The sequence below is a fragment of the Kordiimonas gwangyangensis DSM 19435 = JCM 12864 genome, assembly GCF_000375545.1.
Classification (GTDB): Bacteria; Pseudomonadota; Alphaproteobacteria; order Sphingomonadales; family Kordiimonadaceae; genus Kordiimonas; species Kordiimonas gwangyangensis.
This window is the reverse complement of sequence record NZ_AQXF01000003.1, coordinates 101,263-119,776: the sequence shown is the minus strand read 5'-3', so window position 1 is coordinate 119,776 and position 18,514 is coordinate 101,263. Positions and strand designations below refer to the sequence as shown.

General features: G+C 58.9%; 10 protein-coding genes. 5 read left to right on the top strand and 5 right to left on the bottom strand.

Annotated elements, in window-relative coordinates:
- Nucleotides 1-66 precede the first annotated feature (66 nt).
- Together B150_RS0108885 and B150_RS0108880 are read left to right on the top strand one after the other, a co-directional pair.
- Complete coding sequence (locus tag B150_RS0108885) at nt 67-3,189, top strand: efflux RND transporter permease subunit (RefSeq protein ID WP_020399561.1); 3,123 nt, start codon at nt 67-69, stop codon at nt 3,187-3,189.
- A 44-nt stretch (nt 3,190-3,233) separates the two neighbouring features.
- Nucleotides 3,234-4,316 carry an efflux RND transporter periplasmic adaptor subunit gene (locus B150_RS0108880; protein WP_020399560.1) on the top strand — a complete coding sequence of 361 codons (1,083 nt, stop codon included), beginning with the start codon at nt 3,234-3,236 and terminating at the stop codon, nt 4,314-4,316.
- Between the two features lie 35 nt (nt 4,317-4,351).
- Here B150_RS0108880 and B150_RS0108875 read toward each other — a convergent pair whose 3' ends face one another.
- The 5 genes from B150_RS0108875 to B150_RS20310 all read right to left on the bottom strand — a co-directional run bounded on the left by B150_RS0108875 (nt 4,352) and on the right by B150_RS20310 (nt 13,811).
- The gene (locus B150_RS0108875) at nt 4,352-5,350 is read right to left on the bottom strand and encodes a hypothetical protein (protein WP_020399559.1); all 999 of its coding nucleotides are present in this window, start codon (nt 5,348-5,350) and stop codon (nt 4,352-4,354) included.
- 110 nt (nt 5,351-5,460) lie between these two features.
- Nucleotides 5,461-7,983 carry a glycoside hydrolase family 3 protein gene (locus B150_RS20315; protein ID WP_020399558.1) on the bottom strand — a complete coding sequence of 841 codons (2,523 nt, stop codon included), beginning with the start codon at nt 7,981-7,983 and terminating at the stop codon, nt 5,461-5,463.
- Between the two features lie 49 nt (nt 7,984-8,032).
- Nucleotides 8,033-9,547 carry a tryptophan halogenase family protein gene (locus B150_RS0108865; RefSeq protein WP_020399557.1) on the bottom strand — a complete coding sequence of 505 codons (1,515 nt, stop codon included), beginning with the start codon at nt 9,545-9,547 and terminating at the stop codon, nt 8,033-8,035.
- Between the two features lie 88 nt (nt 9,548-9,635).
- The gene (locus B150_RS0108860) at nt 9,636-12,599 is read right to left on the bottom strand and encodes a TonB-dependent receptor (RefSeq protein WP_155860010.1); all 2,964 of its coding nucleotides are present in this window, start codon (nt 12,597-12,599) and stop codon (nt 9,636-9,638) included.
- Nucleotides 12,600-12,785: 186 nt separating this feature from the next.
- Complete coding sequence (locus B150_RS20310; RefSeq protein WP_025896278.1) at nt 12,786-13,811, bottom strand: LacI family DNA-binding transcriptional regulator; 1,026 nt, start codon at nt 13,809-13,811, stop codon at nt 12,786-12,788.
- 194 nt (nt 13,812-14,005) lie between these two features.
- On the opposite strand from B150_RS20310, the gene B150_RS0108850 reads away from it, so the two are divergent.
- From B150_RS0108850 to B150_RS0108840, 3 genes are all read left to right on the top strand, one after another.
- Nucleotides 14,006-15,163 carry an MFS transporter gene (locus tag B150_RS0108850; RefSeq protein ID WP_020399554.1) on the top strand — a complete coding sequence of 386 codons (1,158 nt, stop codon included), beginning with the start codon at nt 14,006-14,008 and terminating at the stop codon, nt 15,161-15,163.
- Between the two features lie 58 nt (nt 15,164-15,221).
- On the top strand, nt 15,222-15,800 hold the full coding sequence (gene betI, locus B150_RS0108845) for a choline-binding transcriptional repressor BetI (RefSeq protein WP_020399553.1): 579 nt from the start codon (nt 15,222-15,224) through the stop codon (nt 15,798-15,800).
- 317 nt (nt 15,801-16,117) lie between these two features.
- Nucleotides 16,118-18,442: a TonB-dependent receptor domain-containing protein gene (locus tag B150_RS0108840; protein WP_025896275.1), complete on the top strand. Its 2,325-nt coding sequence runs from the start codon at nt 16,118-16,120 to the stop codon at nt 18,440-18,442.
- Nucleotides 18,443-18,514: the final 72 nt, after the last annotated feature.

Below are 18,514 nucleotides of genomic sequence, written 5' to 3'. Positions count from 1 at the left end.
CACAAGAAAAACAGATCATCTTCGCGCGCACTGAAAAAGCAGAAGAAACTTCGACAGGGACAGACCATGAAACTGACACGCCAAAGCCTCCAGAACCCCGCGGCCGTCGCCATTGTGACGGCGGTCCTCATGATGCTTGGCGTCATGTCGGTGATGAATATGCCTGCGCAGCTGCTGCCGCAGATCCAGAAACCGATCATCTCGGTCGTCAACTCCTGGCCGGGCGCTTCGCCTGCTGAAATGGAATCAGAGATCGCGGTGCCGGTGGAGGAAGTGCTGATGGGCACGCCCGGCATGACCGAGATGGTCTCGTGGAACATGGCCAACTTTGGCTTCATGCAGCTTGAGTTCGCGCTTGAGACCGATATGACCACCGCGCTCATTGAGGTGATCAGCCGCCTGAACAGGTTGCGCCCACTGCCCGCAAGCGCCGAAAAACCACAGATTTTCATGGGTGAATGGGGTGACGCGAACGATACGCTCATTGACTACTACATCCAGATGGAAGACCTGAACCCCGAGCAGGTCGCAAAGAACCGCCGGTATATCCGTGATGTGATCGTGCCGGAGATGCAGTCGCTCTACGGTGTGTCGCGTATCGAATTTGATGACGGCAGCGGCGGCACGGGCGAACAGCTTCAGATCATCTTTGATCCCTACCGCGCGGCCGAGCTTGGCATTGATATCGCGCAGGTCCCGGCCCGTGTTGGCCGCTCCGCCGATATCTCAAGTGGCTTTGTCGACGTTGGCCGCAAACAATATACCGTGCGCCTCGAGGGCCGCTATGACGCGGATGAGCTCGCGGACCTGATCCTCGAATGGCGCGACGGCCTGCCCGTGCGCCTTGGCGACGTGGCAACGGTCAAGATCGATATCGGTCGCGCCGACGGTTTCATCTACCAGAACGGCAACCCGTCCTTCCGCATGGGTATCTCGAAGAATAACGACGCCAACGTGCTTGAAGCGCTTGAGGGTGTGAAAGCGAAGATGGACCAGCTGAACGCCGGCCCCTTTGCCGAACGCGGCCTCAAGGCCCAGTTCTCCTTCGACCCGAGCGTTTATATCAACCGTTCCATCAGCCTGCTGTCGGGTAACCTGATTGTCGGCATGTTGCTGGCGGTCTTCGCATTGTGGCTGTTCCTGCGCCAGTGGCGTGCAACCATGCTGATCGCACTCGCGATCCCTGTGTCACTTCTGACCACCTTCCTTGTGCTGCAACTGACGGGCCGCACCCTGAACGTTATCTCGCTCGCGGGTCTCGCTTTTGCGAGCGGCATGGTGCTGGACGCCGCCATTGTGGTGCTAGAGAATATCGTGCGCCTGCGTGAACGTGGTGAGCGCCCGCTTGATGCAAGCGACAAGGGCGCCTCACAGGTCTGGGGCGCGCTCCTGGCCTCCACCGCCACGACTGTGGCCATCTTTATCCCGATCATGTTCCTTCAGGGCGCCGTGGGGCAGATGTTTGCCGACCTTGCGCTCACCATCGCAATCGGTGTGACCGTCTCGCTATTTGTGGCGGTGACCATCCTTCCGACGACAGCACGGTTCTGGATGCGCCAGTTGCCCGCACCTGAACAAGGCATCACGATCTGGGACCGCATGACAGATTTCCTGATGGCGGTAACCAACACGCAGCTTAAGCGCTTGCTATGGGTCGGTTGTCTCGTCGGCATTTCGCTGACCCTTATTTTTGTGCTGCGCCCACCCTTCAACTTCATGCCTTCCATGAAACGGGACACGGTAGACAGCTTCCTCTTCTTCCCGCCCGGCACCAACGTTGAAACGGCGGACAAGGAAATCGCGCAGGTGATCGATGCCCGTATCCAGCCTTACCTCAAGGGTGAGAAGGAACCGAAGATCAGCGACTATTTCTTCTGGTCCTTCCCGGGTGCAACCGGCGGCTGGCTTGCCCTCAACGGTGAAGACGGCACGGACCTCACGGAACTGCAGAATGTGGCTCAGATGGAGATCATCTCCGGCATTCCGGATATGTTCGGTTTCACCATGCGCCGCAGCCTGTTTGGCGGCTTCGACGACAGCAACAGCGTGGAAATGCGCCTGATGTCCCCTGACCTCGATGCGGTGAAGAACGCTGCAATGGCAGGCATGGGCATTGTGATGGGAACCATCCCGGGCGCGACCGCAAACCCGATGCCGGACCCCTTCGCCGAAGCAACCGAACTCAGGTTCGAGCCCAACGACGAACGCCTCGCGGAAGTAGGCTGGACCCGGGACGACCTCACGATGGTCGTGCTGGAACTGGGGCAAGGTGCGTGGCTAGGTGAATATTTCGACGGTACCTCGCGGCTTGACATCTACCTTAAGTCAGAGCGTTTCAAAACGCCGGAACAGATGGCAGACCTGCCAGTGATGACGCCGAAGGGCGGGCTTGTACCGCTTGGTGAACTGGCGAAGCTCAAGACCACACTTGGCCCCAACACCATCGCACGCTTCGACCGCGCGCGGGCCTACAGCCTGTCTGTCAACCCGCCGGAGGGTATGTCGCTTGAGGAGTTGATCGCAACCTTGAAGTCTGACGTGGCCCCGCAACTGATGGCCATGCTGCCGCCCGGCAGCTCCATCACATATGCCGGTAGCGCCGCAGATCTTGATGAGGGCGTGGCTGAACTGGTCAACAACTTCCTGCTGGCCGCCGCACTGCTTATCCTGATCATGGCCGGGCTGTTCAAGTCGCTGACCGACGCACTGCTCGTGGCCATTTCCATTCCGCTCGCCTGGGTTGGTGGTGTGCTTGCCGTCAACCTGATGAACCTGATCAACTTCCAGCCGCTCGACCTCCTTGGCATGATCGGTTTCATCATCCTCCTCGGCCTTGTGGTCAACAACGCAATCCTGCTTGTGGAACAAACCCGCCGGGCGGAAAGCCGGGGCTTCAGCCGTGTCGATTCCGTGCGTCAGGCGCTGCGCCTACGCCTCAGACCCATTTTCATGAGCACGCTCACCAGCCTCTTTGGCATGGCGCCGCTGCTGCTGTTCCCCGGTTCGGGCAGCGAGATTTACCGCGGCATGGCAGCGGCGATTGTGGGCGGCATGAGCGTTTCCACGCTCTTTACCCTTGTGCTGCTACCGAGCCTTCTGCAGCTGACGCCCGGCAATAATACGACGAGCGAAGGCGCAGACATGGATAGCGACGACGAATTTGATAATCAGGCGAAAGCGGCTGAATAGCCGCCCGCCCCGCATTTAAAAAACAGGATAGAAACGAGTTTACGATGGCTTTGACTTTATCTTTTCAAACTACCAAAGCAGCGGGCGCGGCTTTTTTCCTCGCCCTCACTGCCCTCACGCCTGCCAGCGCGCAGGACATGTCCCAGATGCCGCCAGCGCAGGTGGAAGTAGCGATTGCCGAAACACGCATGATGGCGCCAGAGATGCTGGTATCCGGCACAGTCATCAGCCTCAACGATAGCCGCATCGCGAGCGAAGTTGAAGGCCCACTGTCATGGATCGCGCAGGTGGGTACGGCCGTGAAAGAAGGCGATGTGATCGCCCGCATTGATGACCGGCTTCTCAAAGTGGCGGCACGCCGCGCGGAAGCCAACCTCAAGCGCCTGCAAGCCAACCTCACCTTCCGTGAGCAGGACGTGAAGCGCTATCAGGAGCTGGCGAAAAGTGACAACACCTCGCAGGCAAAATTGCAAGAAGTCACTGCGCAGCGTGACATGCTGGTGCAGGAAATTGCCGACGCGCAAGTCACCTATGAACGCGCGCAGGGTGACCTCGCGCGCGCTGAAATCCGCGCGCCCTTCCCCGGCCATGTGGTACAGCGCCTCGCCAACAAGGGTGAATACATCAACGTCGCGGACCAGATTGTGCGCCTTGTAGATAATGAGCATATCGAGGTGGTGATCCCCGCACCCATCACCATCACACCCTTCCTAAAGGTTGGTGAAATGGTTGCGGTACACGACGGCCGCACCAGCCGCATGCTGCCGATCCGCACCGTGGTGCCGGTGGGTGACATGGTCTCCCGCATGGTGGAAGTACGCCTGACATCAGAGCCGGATTTCTGGATGGTGGGCACCCCGGTGAAAGTAAGCCTGCCGAAGGAAGAAGCGCAGCAAGCCGTTGCCGTGCCGCGGGACGCACTGGTGATGAAAGGTGATGCACGCTTCGTCTACAAGGTCTCGGCTGACAATACAGCCATTCAGCTTCCGGCTGATATCGCATCATCGATCGGGCTTTGGGTGTCGCTCAAGAGCGGGCTTGAAGAAGGTGACAAAGTGGTGGTCCGCGGTGCGGAACGCCTCATGCCGGGCCAGAATGTCATGATCCAGGATGCCAGCAGCCGCTAACAGCTAGCTGGATTGCACAGAGCGAATGGGCCTCATTATTTGAGGCCCATTCTTCTTTTGATGCGTGCCACATCCTCGCTCAGCTCTTTCAGCATGGCGAGGTTGACGTTGATAGCTTCGGTGATACCGCTCAGGGTTACGTCATAGTGGCGGTCGTCGCTATCAGGCACCGCGTTCCAGCCCGCCATTTCAACATCGGCAAAGAAGGTTATCTTGATCCAGCGGTTTTCCGGCTGGAAATGCTCCATGATGCGGCGGCGCGGCGCGACATCCAGCGGGTTGATCTTGTGTGTCGGCTCGCCCACTGCATAGCTGCGAATGAAATCGATCAGTTCCTCATCATTCTCATCCGCGAAGAGGTAAGGGCTTTCCTTGAGCGCGTTTGCTAGATAACTGCTGACAACCGGCGCTGGTTCCGGCACCACTTCAAAATCGTCCGGGTTCAAATCGAGCGCATGCCACAGGTCACGCTCAAGGCATTCGCCCTCAAGTACCTTGAACCACAGCAGTTGCACCCGCATGGCATCAGCGCCGAACGTATTCAAAAATTCCTCAAGCGCATCGCGGTAATGGCGGCGCGGATGCTGCTCAATAATCTCGTCAATATAGGCGTTGAGGCCGATGCCCGACTTGAAGGCGCCCGCGAGCCACCAGTCAACGACCAGATGTTCCTGACGTTTGAAATAGTAAATCACCCGCACATCAAAGTGCGCCTGCAAGCCCGCCACCAATGTGGCGCCTCCCGGCACAGCCAGATTTGGCGCACTGATGATTACCGCCTCCAGCCCCTTGGCCTTGGCAGACGCTGCCAGCGCCTTGAAAGCGGCATCATGAGTAGCGCTGTCTGGTTGGCCCGCGTGAAGTGCTGGTTCAAAAAAGGCTGCGCTACCCGGCTCACCCTCTAGCTGCAACTGGGCGTCAGCGATACCGTAGCCGCGTGCCAGCAGGGCCGCGCGGTTCGCCGCCAGAAGCGCGCTCACGTGCCCGCTGCTCGCGTGGGTATGGCCGATATGTAGGTATAGCTTGATTGCCATCTGATGCTCCGCCTCGGGCGACAAGCACCCGTTTGCGCACCATATAACGCTGCGAAAGGCGGCGGTGCAATGGCAAATGGGCAGGGCGCACCCTGCCCGGCGCGGATAGCCTATTCAGCCGCGCAGGTGAAGGCGGCACTACCGCGCGGCAGCACCCGCACATGGGCAACGCTGATTTCCGCCTCACCTTCGCTTGCCAGAATGAACGGTGTCGTTGTGTCCGCAAGTTTCGCGGTGTCCCGTTCAAAGCACGCGAGCTTGATGGCAACCTTCTGCCAGTCCTGCCCCACCAGCGCGCGCAGGTGGTCGGTCAGGCGTACGCTACTGCCGCAGCCTTCACCACAAGTCATGCTCAGGTTCACTTCACCCGCTGGCACCTTATCAAGCTTCAGTTCAAAGCTCAGGATACCGCCAGTTTCCGCATAGGGGCTGAGGTCCAGCGAACCGCCGCCATCAATGCTCATGCTGCCGGCTTTACCGCCCTTCCAGTCAATCAGCAGCGCGTCTTCCTGCACATCCTTGTCCGCGGTGCGCATGGTCATCTCGCCGTCCGGCGTCTGGGCGTATGGGCCGCTCATGATCTGGGCGGTGCCGTCCGTGGTGATATAAAGCCGCCACGGCTCAAGCGCACGCCCGTGATAGAGCGTCAGGTCCTCCCGCAGGCCTTTTTGCACACCGTCAACGTCCTCGGGCAGCGCGTCCGGCCCTTCGCCGCCGCCTGCATAGTCAAGGCCGTAGCCAAGGCCAAACAGCGGATCATAGTTTGCATGATGGGGGTTCAGCACGTCCTGCACCGGGGTTTTGGGCCAGGAGAACGACAGCCGCCCGGTAAAATCATGGCGCGGCGTACCGTCCGGCTTACCGATGAGTACATCGGCGATGCCCTCGCCCTCGCTACCCGGCAGCCATGCAGCCACAAAAGCGTCGGACGCGTTGATCTCAGGGCTTGTCCACATCGGACGGCCGGACAGGAACACACTCACCACCGGAATGCCACGCGCCTTGATCGCCTTGATCATCTCAAGGTCGGTTTTGCGGCCCGGCTCATATTCAAGGGTTTCAAGGTCGCCTTGAAACTCTGCATAGGGGTCCTCGCCAAAGACGGCGATGGCAACATCAGCCTCGGCATCTGACGTGCCGTCAGCGTCCAGTATCACCGTGCCGCCCGCGGCTTCCACCGCTGCGCGCACACCGTCATAGACCGATTGCCCGCCGGGGAAGTCGCTATTCTCGTTGCCTGTGCCTTGCCAGCTGATGGTCCAGCCACCCGCCTGTTTGCCAATATTATCGGCCCCGTCACCCACCATCAGCACGGTCATGTTAGGGCGGATAGGCAGCACATGGCCCTTGTTCTTGATCAACACCAGCGATTGACGCACCGCCTGCCGCGCCACATCCCTGTGCGCATCGCTGCCGATCACACCACTCGCACCCGCAAGGCCACGCTCGGACGGTTTTGGTTTATCAAAAAGGCCAGAGCGCAGCTTCATGCGCAGGATGCGGCGTACCGCCTCATCAAGCCGCTCGGTGCTGATCTCACCTGATTTCACCTGTGCCAGAGTGTTTTCCCACAAGCCCCGCCAGTCCTGCGGCACCATCAGGATATCAACACCCGCGTTAAACGATTGCGCGCAGGACACATTGGTGCAGCCCTTCACTTGCCCGTGCGCGTTCCAGTCAGATACCACCGGGCCATCAAAGCCCATCTGGCCCTTCAGCACATCGGTGATCAGGTACCGGTGGCCGTGTACCTTCTCGCCGTTCCAGCTTGAGAAGCTGGTCATGGCGGTTTGCACGCCTGCCTCAATCGCGGTCACATAGCCGGCAGCGTGAATGTCGCGCAGTTCTTCCTCGCTCACCTGCGTGTCGCCTTGATCGTCACCGTCTTTGGTGCCACCGTCACCCACGAAGTGTTTGGCCGTCGCGATCACATGGTTGCCGTCGAGGAATTCAGCCGTGCCAGGCACACCCTGCAGGCCGTAAACCACCTCACCCGCATAGGATTTCACCAGCGCCGGGTCTTCGGAATAACTCTCATAGGTGCGGCCCCAGCGGTCGTTCTGCACCACGGCCAGCGTGGGTGCGAAGGTCCAGTCGATACCGGTCACGCGCATCTCCCGCGCGGTAATCTCGCCCACCTTGCGCATCAGCGCCGGGTCATGCATGGCACCAAGGCCGATGTTATGGGGGAAGATGGTCGCGCCGATGACGTTATTATGCCCATGCACAGCATCACTGCCCCAGAGGATCGGGACGGCAAGGCCACCGTCCGATGTGTCCATCGAGGCATCATAGAAACTATCCGCCATCTTGAGCCATTCAGCCGGTGTCGCATATTTATTTCGGTTCGGTAATGACCCACCGCCATTCAGGATTGTGCCGATGTGATAGCGCTTCACTTCCTCGGGCGTGATATACTGGATTTCAGGCTGGATGACCTGGCCGACCTTCTCCTCCACGCTCATGCGGCTGAGCATGTCGTCAATGCGGGCTTCCATATTCGCGTCAATCTTGACCGGGCTTTCGATATGCGGCCAAGTGACCGCGCCTGTATCTTCCGCCTTCTCGTCCGCGCAGGCCGCAACCATAAGGGCCGTCATCAGGGCAAGGCTTAGGCCCGCGGTGCGGTGCATGTGCAAAGTGACCTTCACATCAGTTCCTTTCAGATCGCATTAATTCGGCTCAAGCGACACGTTTTGCGTGGGCGAGCAAATGGGTGAGAAGTTCATCATGCGGGGGCAGCCCCGCGGCTGTCTTGGCGATGCGGGCATGGGCGTCCCTCAGCCGCGCCTGTACCTCGGCCATATCGTGGGCATCGACGAGGGGATCATAACTTTCCGGCATCACGCCCTGCCCCATGAACACCGCAACCCAACTGGTGGCGGTAAAGAGGTCATAGGCGCGGGGTGGTATACGGCCATAGGCGTGGAACAGGTCCATGCGGCGCGTGAGGCTTTCCGGCACCTCCATCGTGCGGCAAGCATTCCAGAAGGCGCTATCCCGCCGTTCGGTTGCTTTGTAATGCAGGATGAGAAAGTCGCGGATTTCCTCAAACTCGATGCGCGCGAGGAGGTTATACTCTTCCGTATTGGCAGCCTTGAAATCGCCGCCGGGGAAAAAGTCCAGGAGCTTGGTGATGCCCGCCTGGATGAGGTGGATGCTGGTGCTTTCAAGCGGCTCCATGAACCCCGACGACAAGCCAATCGCAAGGCAGTTTTTCAGCCAGAATTTGCGCCTGACCCCGGTCTGGAAGCGCAGGAAATTGGGTTCCGCCAGCGCGTCCCCATCAAGCCCGGCCGTAAGGATACCAAGCGCTTCATCATCGCTCATATGCGCGGACGCATAGACAACGCCGTTGCCGGTGCGGTGCTGTAATGGGATGCGCCAGCGCCAGCCTGCCCTGTGCGCGACGGAGCGGGTGTAGGGGCGTACGGGCCCCGACCGCGCACAGGGTACGGCAATGGCGCGGTCGCACGGCAAGTAGCGGGTCCAGTCGTCGTACCCCGCGCCCAAAGCTTGTTCGATAAGGAGGCCCCGGAAGCCGGAGCAGTCGATAAAAAAGTCACCGTCCACGCGCTCGCCACTCTCGAGCGTGACACTTTCAATGAAGCCGTCAGTGCCCCGAAGCGCGACATGCCCCACCTTGCCCTCAACGCGCTTCACACGCCGGGCCTCGGCGTAGCGGCGCAGGTAGGTGGCATAAAGGCCCGCGTCAAAATGAAAGGCCGAACCGAAGGTGGACATGACGGACGCGGCGTCACCACTTGGCAAGCCGCAGCGGCCCATCTTCGCCGCCACATTACAAATACTGAAGTCCTCAAGCGGCGGCACCGGGCCGCTCGCCCGCGCCTTCAGCCAATAGTGATGCAGGTAGCGTGCGTCCGGGCTGGCGCCATAGAGACCGAACGGGTGGAAATAGCTGTGGCCTTCACGTGTCCAGCCTTCAAACTCGATCCCGAGCTTGTAGGTGGCTTTGGTCTCGGCCATGAAATCGGCTTCGTCGATACCGAGAAGCGCATTGAAAGACCGGATCGGCGGAATGGTCGCCTCGCCCACACCGACGGTGCCGATAGCCTCAGATTCCACCAGCGTGATCGAGACCCGGTGCGCCAGCATGCGCGAGAGCGCCGCCGCCGTCATCCAGCCCGCGGTACCACCGCCAACAATCACGATTTTCTGTGGGAGCTGTTCGGTCATGTCCGCCTGCGCCTTGATGCCTTTTAACAATCAGAAAAATGTGGTGTGGCATCAGGGAGATCAGCCACACCACAAGGGCCCCATGAGGCTAGAAGCGGAAACGCCCGCCAAGGAGAATACGGCGCGGACCGGAGTTGTACCGGAACGGCAGATTCTCGAACTGGAGATATTCGCTCTGTTCTTCCTTGGTGATGTTCACCACCTCGGCCGTCAGGTCGAAATTCTCGCTCACGTGCACCACAAGCTGGGCATCAAGCTGGCCATACGGGCGGATCCAGCGGCCAAGCGAGCGGCTGACATCGCCGTCGTTGAAGCCGAAGTTGCCGTTATAGCGTTTGCTGCGCCATGTGTAGGATGTGCGCGCTTCAAAGAGATCGTTCTGATAGTAGATCTGCGCGTTCGCGGAGTGTTTGGACACACCCGGGATTGGCAGGCCTTCATCGAAATCGTTGAAGCTGGAGCTGGTGCTGTCGGAGAAGGTATAGTTGGCGACAAAGCCAACACCCCAGTCAAAGACATACTGGCCCGACAGTTCGAAACCACGGATGCGGCCACCCTCACCGTTTTCAGGCAGTTGCACGGGGCCAAGGCGCCCGCCCGCCTGATCGTTCACAAACACCGGCACGGTGTTGGTGACGATGAAGCTGTCCACCTCTTTCCAGAAACCGGTAATGGAGACGAGGCCTTCATTACCCATATAGTATTCGTAGCCGAGGTCGAACTGCGTGGCGCGGAACGGATCAAGTTCCGGGTTGCCCGAGCTGCCGTTCGTGAACTCGAAGAGGTTGGTATCCGGGTTCCGGGTGAAGAACGTCTCGAACCCGCGGCCGAGGTCAAACAGACGCTGGCGAGACATCACCCGCGCAGCCGACGCCCGCACTTTCGTGTTTTCATCCAGGTTCAGCACCACGTTGGCACTTGGCAGGATATCGGTGTAGGAGCGCGAGGAGCGGATGGTATCCGCATCACGCAGTACACCGTTCCAGCTATCCGTGCCCCAGTAGGTTGGGTCAGCGCCCGCAGGCGTGCCCTGATCTACCGTCAGGTCGGTACGCACGATGCGTACACCCACGTTCACATGGTAGGTGTCAGCGTCGTCACCGAAGTCCGCCATGATATAGCCGGATGTGGTTTCTTCTTTCACCGCGAACGAGTTCAGCGGGTCGATGAAACGCGCAAACGGGGTATCCGGGTAAAGTGATTGGATCCAGTTGAGGCCATCAACCATCTGGCCGCGATCCTGCGCGAGCAGCGTTGTGGTGCCGCCGTTACCAGAACCCCAGAAGCCTTCGATGGTCTCCACCCGGTCCGGGTTCGAGGTGAAGGTTTCAAACGGGGTAATCAGTGGCGGGCTGTTGCCAAAACGGTTGTTACAGCCGTTTGGAATGCCCGGCGTACCGGCTGGTAGTTCGCATGACTTGAAGCCGATGGCACCGTCCTGGAAGTAGCCGTATGGCGTCCAGTTCTGGCCATAGTCGGTACCGTCAAGCTCACCCTTGCCGCTATAGTCCGCAAGGTAGCGTGCCTGCTCAAAGTCAACATCACGCACCGCATAGCGTACACCGGCGCTGATGGTCACATTACCGCTTGAGATGAACTCAGGGTCATATTCAATGTCGCCACGTACCGAATAGTTCTCAAGGTCGGAGGTGTTATCAAACAGCCAGTGCGACTTGAAGAAACCATAGTTCGGGTTGGAGAACAGGTCCGGCACATCCTCAAGCGTGAAGGACGGCAGTTTGCCGTTCTCGTTGTTGTAGGTGTAACGGAAGTTCGCCGGTGCATCCGGGTTTGCGGCCTGGTGGCTGTAGCCGGTGGGGCTTGAAGCATCCGCCGTCGGCACCGAATACTGGGTGTAGCGCACGTCATTGTTGGCATTGAGGCTCGACATCTTCGCTTTGGCGTAAGCACCCTTGATGCTCGCACGGAACTTGCCGCCGTCATCAAAGTCCATACCAAGCTGGAAGTTGTCTGCCTTGGTTTTGGTGGTCTGCACGAAGGAGATCACCTCAGCCGAGTTGGCAATGAACGTACCCTGCTCGAGCACATTGTTGTTGCCGATGACGATGTCATAGTTCGGGTCAAGGCCCGGGCTCTCAAGGTTCATCGGGAATTTAACCGATGCTTCCTGTGTTGCCACCGTCAGGTCCGAATGGAACCAGTTGGCTTCAAAGCGCACGGCATCCGTGGCCTGGAACTCGGCACCAAGGCTGAAGCCCCAGCGCTCACGTTCCTCGTCACGGTCGGTCACGTAGCGGTATTCAGGGGCGTAATAGTCGTTCACGCTGCCTGCGTCCGCACGGTTGCCAAGCACCCAGTTGCCGCGGTTGTCACCGCCCAGCACGTCTGTGTGCAGGTTCTGTTTATCGTAACTTGCTGTCGCGATCAGGCCGAACCGGTCATTGTTGCGGTAGCCAAGCGCCACCGCACCCGTGGGTTCCCATCCGCCGATGTCTGAGCCCTTGTTCATGCGCACGTTGCCCGCAACTGTCAGCCCTTCTTCCATTTGAAGGGGTGTGCGGGTCTTGAGGTTGATCATGCCGCCGAGGCCGCCTTCCACAAGCGATGCGTTCGGGCTTTTATACACGTCCACGCCGCCAATCAGCTCAGCGGGGATACCCTCAAGCGAGTCCTGCTTGCGGTCCCCACCTTCACCAAGACGGAAAACCTCAAGGCCTGTCAGGAACACTTCACCGTTCAGCACGGTGACGTTCTGGTCAAGGCCGCGGATACGCACCGTGGTGCCCTGCCCGTTTTCGCGGTCGATCTGAACACCAGAAAGGCGCTGCAGTGATTCCGCGATATTCTGGTCCGGGAACTTGCCGAGGTCCTCAGCGGTTACCGATTCCAGAATAAGGTTTGAATTGCGTTTGTTGGAAAGCGAGTCCGCGAGCGAAGCGCGGAAACCGGTCACGGTGATTTCTTCCATTTCGTCCGTGCCAGTGTTGCTGTCCTGCGCAAGCGCGGGACATGCCGCAATCAGGCTGCCGATCGACGTAGCTGCCATGAGCGCGTGACGCCGGAGAAGCCGGCGGCGTGGTAATCCTGTCATTGTTTCCCTCCCAGAATTTCTGACCTCGCTGACCCTTCCACTGACAGCGCTGTCAAAAAATTTACTATTACAACCGCAAGCGCATGTCCAACATTTTCTGGAAGCGCTTCCATATTCATTTTCACAAAAACACCCAAAGCCCTTGCGGCCCAAGGCCTTGAGTTCTGAAAACAGTTTCAGAAAAAATTACTTACACGTCCCCGTGGAAGCCCGTTTGATGAACTCAACAGGCATCAGGATAGGGGTATCAACGTCCGAGTCTCCGCCCTTCAGCATCGCCATCAGTCGGCCCACAGCGGTTTCGGCCATGGCCTCCACCGGCTGGCGGATGGTGGTCAGCGATGGCGAAACGGCGGACGCAAGCGGGATATCGTCAAAGCCCGCGACCGAAAGGCCCCCCGGCACCTCAAGCCCCATCTCGTCCGCCACCACAATCACAGCAGCTGCCATATCATCGTTCGAGGAGAAGATGGCCGTGGGGCGCGTGTGCCCCCTCAGTATCTGTTTCGCGGCGTCCCGCCCGCTCGCAAACTGGTAAGAGCCTTGGGCGATCCAGTCTTCATTGACCGCAAGCCCGGCAGCTTTCATCGCATCCCGGAAAGCACGAAGGCGCGCGCGGGCGTCCGCGTGTTCAATATCGCCAATGATAAAGCCAATGTCCTTATGGCCAAGGGATATCAGGTGTTCGGTCATCTGGTATGCGGCGTGATAGTCGTCAATCTTCACCGAGGCCATGCCGGGGAAATCCTCGCTCGGCGAGATGCGGACCGTGGGCACCTTTTTGCGCGCGAGTGCGGCCAGGATCACCTTGTTGTCGCACACCGGCGGGGTCAGAAGCACGCCGGACGGCCTCAGCTTACTGAGAAACTGTTCAATCTGATCAAGGGTCGTGGTGCGGTCAAACAGCTCGACCACAATATGGTAGCCTTCCTCGCGGCAGCGGTGCATGGCACCGCGCTGCATGCCGGAAAGATAGTCCCCGCGCGGATCATCAAACAGCAGGCCAATAAGGTAGGACCGGTCCCCCGCGAGGCTGCGCGCATAAAGGTTTGGCTGGTAATCCAGCTTCGCAACCGCACGCTCGACCGCCTTTTTCTTGTCCTCACGGACATATTTTTCGCCGTTCAGCACGCGTGAGACGGTGGTTACCGATACACCCGCCACCCGGGCGACGTCCGCAATTGTTGTTTTTGGATTTTTACCGTCGGCCACTGCCACTGAACCCCAGCTACTTGATATGCCTGAAAACGCTTCCATACTAGCGAGCGAATACCAGATGGCAAGCCAGCAATATCACGCCGCGTCACTGGCCACATCTCGACTGTAATCCAAGCGACATAGTTTGGCGCTAGGGATGGCAACCCTTGGCGCTATACTGAAGCACGGACCAGACAGTGACGAGCGAGATGAAAAAAGCACGCATGACAGCACGGGGCCTATGGCCTCTTTTTGGCGCGGTTGCCCTTTTTGTGGCGGCTGGCAGCCTGCAAAATGCGCTGCTTGGCTTCCACCTTGCGGCTGAAGGACTTGATAGCGGGATGACATCTTTCCTCATCGCGCTCTATTTCGGTGGTTTCTTCGCCGGTGCCTATCATGCGCCCAAACTTGTTCGCGCCTTTGGGCAAATCACCGCGTTCGCCCTGCCTGCCATTGCGGCGGGCATCCTGTTGCCGCTTTTCGCTGTCTCGGACAGCCTGCCGCTTATCGCCCTCCTGCAACTGCTGACCGGCTTTGCCATCGCCTGCCAATATGTAGTGGCGGAAAGCTGGCTGAACCTTGAGGCAGACAGTAGCTTTCGCGCCCGACTGTTTGGCCTTTACATGATTTTCTGGTTTGCCGCGGCTGCGGGCGGCCCACTCCTCCTCAGTCTTGGCGAGCAGGAGCTTGCGCCACTCTTCTTCCTTTGTGGTGCCATGATGACCCTGTCTGGCCTTCTGGTTCGGCGCCTCAAGGGCCGCGAATGGCAGGGTGAGTTTGCACTGCCCATGCCGCTCAAACCCGTCTGGCAGGCGTGCCCCACCGGCTTTATCGCTACGCTTCTTGTGGGTATCAGCTTTGGCGCGGTGCTTGGTCTTACCGCAGCTTACGGCCAGCACCGCGGGCTTGATGCGGCGGGGACTTCGGTTTTTGTCGCCGCCTTCATTATTGGTGGTGCGCTCACCCAGTATCTTGCCGGTTTCCTGTCGGACCGCTTTGGCCGCCTGCCTGTACTCTTTGCTTTCACCCTGCTCGCGACCCTCAGTGCCATGGCGCTTCTTTATGTGCGGGCGGATGCCCAGCTATATGCCGCAGCCCTCGCCTTCGGTGCTTTTGCCTTGCCCATTTATGCGCTCGGTGTCGCACAGGTGCAGGACCAGGTGGCCGAGCGTGCCCGCGTGGCCGCCAGTGGTGGCCTGCTGATCCTCAACGGATTCGGCTCTTTTATCGGCCCGCTCCTCATCGCAGCACTCAGCGCACCCTTTGGTCCGGCCGCGCTTTTTATCGTGCTCGGCGCGGCGCATGGCCTGCTGGCGCTTGCGGTTCTCATCGGGGCGTATCTGCCCATAGCGCGGGCAGCCGATTGACCATCACCTCAGGCTGTGGCAGCACTAGGCCAAGGTCTCGTTAAAGGAACATGCCAGAATGCCCAAGGTGGGAATGCAGCCAATCCGGCGGCAACAACTGATTGACGCCACGCTCCGCACCATTGCTCGGGTCGGCTATTCGGAAACGACCGTCAGCCGCATCGCCAAGGAAGCCAGCTTGTCGGTCGGCATCATCTCGCATTATTTTGGTGGCAAGCAGGCGCTGCTTGAGGCCTCGATGGCGTATCTCCTCTTTGAACTGCATGACGCTTTCCTCATTCACCTTGAAGAAGCCAGCACCCCACGCGAACGGCTTTCCGCCATCATCGCCGTCAATTTCGCCCATGACCAATATGCCCCCGGTACCGTGCGCGCCTGGCTCTCCTTCTGGGCGCAGGTGCCCTTCTCGCCCGAGCTTGCGCGCCTGCAGCGCATCTATAACGCGCGGCTTATGTCCAACCTCGCCCATGAGCTGGGGGCCTTTATGCCGCGCGAGGGTGCCCGCACCTCGGCCGAGGTTGTTGCATCCCTGATTGATGGTTTCTGGCTGCGCTCGACCGTGGGGGGCGTGACGCCCGATCTGGTGAAAATCCGGGCGCAGGTTGAGGCGACGCTGGACCGTTTGATAGCGAGTTAAGCGCCCGCACACACCTCGCACAGAATCAGCACAAAACCCGCACACCTTCCGCGCACTTCCCGCGCATATCCCGCACAGTCTTCGCACACATATTGCACATATTTTGGGGCTGAAGCGCGCTCGCAGGTTCTGATTTCCCGAGCACACACTGTAGTTTAGCACGCGCGCCAAAGTTTTGCCAATCGCTCATAAATCCTTCACGAAACCGTAAAGATATCAGCGCATTAAGGCTGCAGCCAATTTTTATTGAACGTCTATTCAATAAAAATTGGCATCAATTATAACATTTAAAAGGCTCAGGATTTATGACACGCAACATGACAAAAACATTGCTGCTCGGGACCGCCAGCCTCCTTGGTTTCGCGGCAGCTGCTCAGGCGCAGGACGCCACAAGCGAAGCCTATGCCGATGACGCGAGCTTCGAGGAAGTCATTGTTTCCGCTAAGAAAACCACCTTCGCGAACAACGCGACGGACACCACCATGCTCGACCAGGAGCCGGATGCCTCGAGCGTTCTCTCCGTCATCGACAACCTGCCCGGCATCTTTGTTTCCGAAGGCGGTGTGCTCGGTTCTGACGATTGGTCCACCACGCTTTCGATCCGCGGTTTCACCGTTGGCCTGTCCGAACAGCAGATCGGCATGACCATCGACGGCCTGCCGAACGGTAATTCCAACTATGGTGGCGGTGCCAAGGCAAACCGTTATATCGACAGCGAAAACTTGATGCGTGCCGAAGTATCGCAAGGTACGGCTGACATTGCGTCACCATCCAACGAAGCCCTTGGTGGCACCATCAACTTCGTGACCTCGGACCCTGAAGAAGAGCAGCGTTTCTGGGCCAGCATCAGCATGGGCGAGAACAACGCACAGCGCTATTTCTTCCGCTATGACACCGGCGAATTCGCTGAAGGTACAAGCGCTTACTTCAGCTATTCCAACCAGTCGAACGACGCCTGGATCGGTGACGCCGGCGGCACCACGCGCGATCACTTCGCAGCGAAAATCGTGTCCGAACAGGACGAATGGAAATTCACTGGCCGCCTGTCGTGGGACGATACGCACGAGAACAACTATCAGCGTATTTCCCTCGCGCAGTTCGAAGAAGACCCCGATTGGGACCGGCTGACCGACACCATCACCGGCATCCCCTATATTGACCAGGTTTACCGTCCGGCATGGGGCACCTTGCGCGAAAACTGGTTCGCCTATGTGAAAGCCGAATACAAGGGCGAGAACCTCGACTTCAGCATCTCGCCTTACTTCCACAAAAACTCCGGCCGTGGTGACTGGGCACCACCATACATGAACATCATCACCGGCGGTGACGTGCAGGAAAACGGCACGGTTTACGGTGGCTCTGTGGCTGCAAGCTACGTCTATTCGGACAGCAATGGCAACCCGCTCGCGCCCATCGCGGGCTGTACGGCCACGCTGACCTTCCCTTATGGCGGCGGCGCACCGGCCAACAACCCGGCCTGTTACGCGGACGGCGCAGTGCCAAACGCTTCCTACCGCCACACGCACTACGGCAAGAAGCGTTACGGGGCCACAGCTGATGCCGCATACCGCCTTGGCGACATCAACACCATCCGCGTTGGTGCATGGTGGGAAAACTCCGACCGTGACGAATGGCGTGACTGGCACCGCATCATCGATCCGAATGTGGGCATCGAATTTGATAACGTGGCTTATTGGCGCCAGTACGACCGCTCATTCGAGACCGAAACCCTGATGCTTTACGCAGAAGACACGGTTGAATTGGGCGCCCTCACCCTGCGCGGCGGCGTGAAAAAATACTATGTCGACCTCACCCGGACGGACAACTTCGGCAATGAAGCTGACATGGGCCTCGAATCCAACTCTGACATCCTCTTCACCGCGGGTGCCATCTTTAACGTGACCGACGACTTCGAGATCTTTGGTGGCTTCGCGCAAAACTTCGCGGCCATCAAGGACGGTGTGATCGAAGGCCGCGCAAGCGAAACCAACCCGAACGTACCAGACCTTGAGGGCGAAACCGCTGACAACTTTGATGTCGGCTTCCGCTACTCGAACGATTGGCTGCGCGCGACCGTGACCGGTTACTATGTGAAGTTCAACAACCGCATCACCTTCGTATCCGCCGGTGACCCGGTAGACGGCGTTGACTATCTTGAGGAAGGCGAAGGCACCTACCTCAACGTTGGCGGTATCGAATCCAAGGGTATTGAGGCCAGCGTTTCGATCAACTTCGCTCAGTACTGGAACCTTTATAGCTCGCTGACCCTCAACGACAGTCAATATACCGAAACCACGGCTGAAGTGGTGGAAGGCAACAAAGTGGCGCTGGCACCTGAGTTCCAGCTTGTTGGCACGCTCAGCTACTATAAGGACGGCGTACGGGCAGGCGTTTCCGCGAAGCACGTTGGCGAGCGTTATGGCGACTTTGGCAACACGCAGGAACTGCCATCTTTCACCCTTGTTGACGCATGGGTCGGTTATTCCCTCGACGAAGGTGTGATCCCGGGCATTCAGGGCATTGATGTCAGCCTCAATGTCTCGAACCTCACCAACAAGAACTATCTTGGTGGCGGTACGCCGGGTTCCTACTTCCTTGGCGCTGATCGTCAGGTCATGGCGAACCTGTCGCTCAAGTTCTAACATCCAGCACTCGCTGGCGCCCTGGCCATCATGCTGGGGCGCCTGCATTTTTAAAGACTTTTCCGGGGAGAC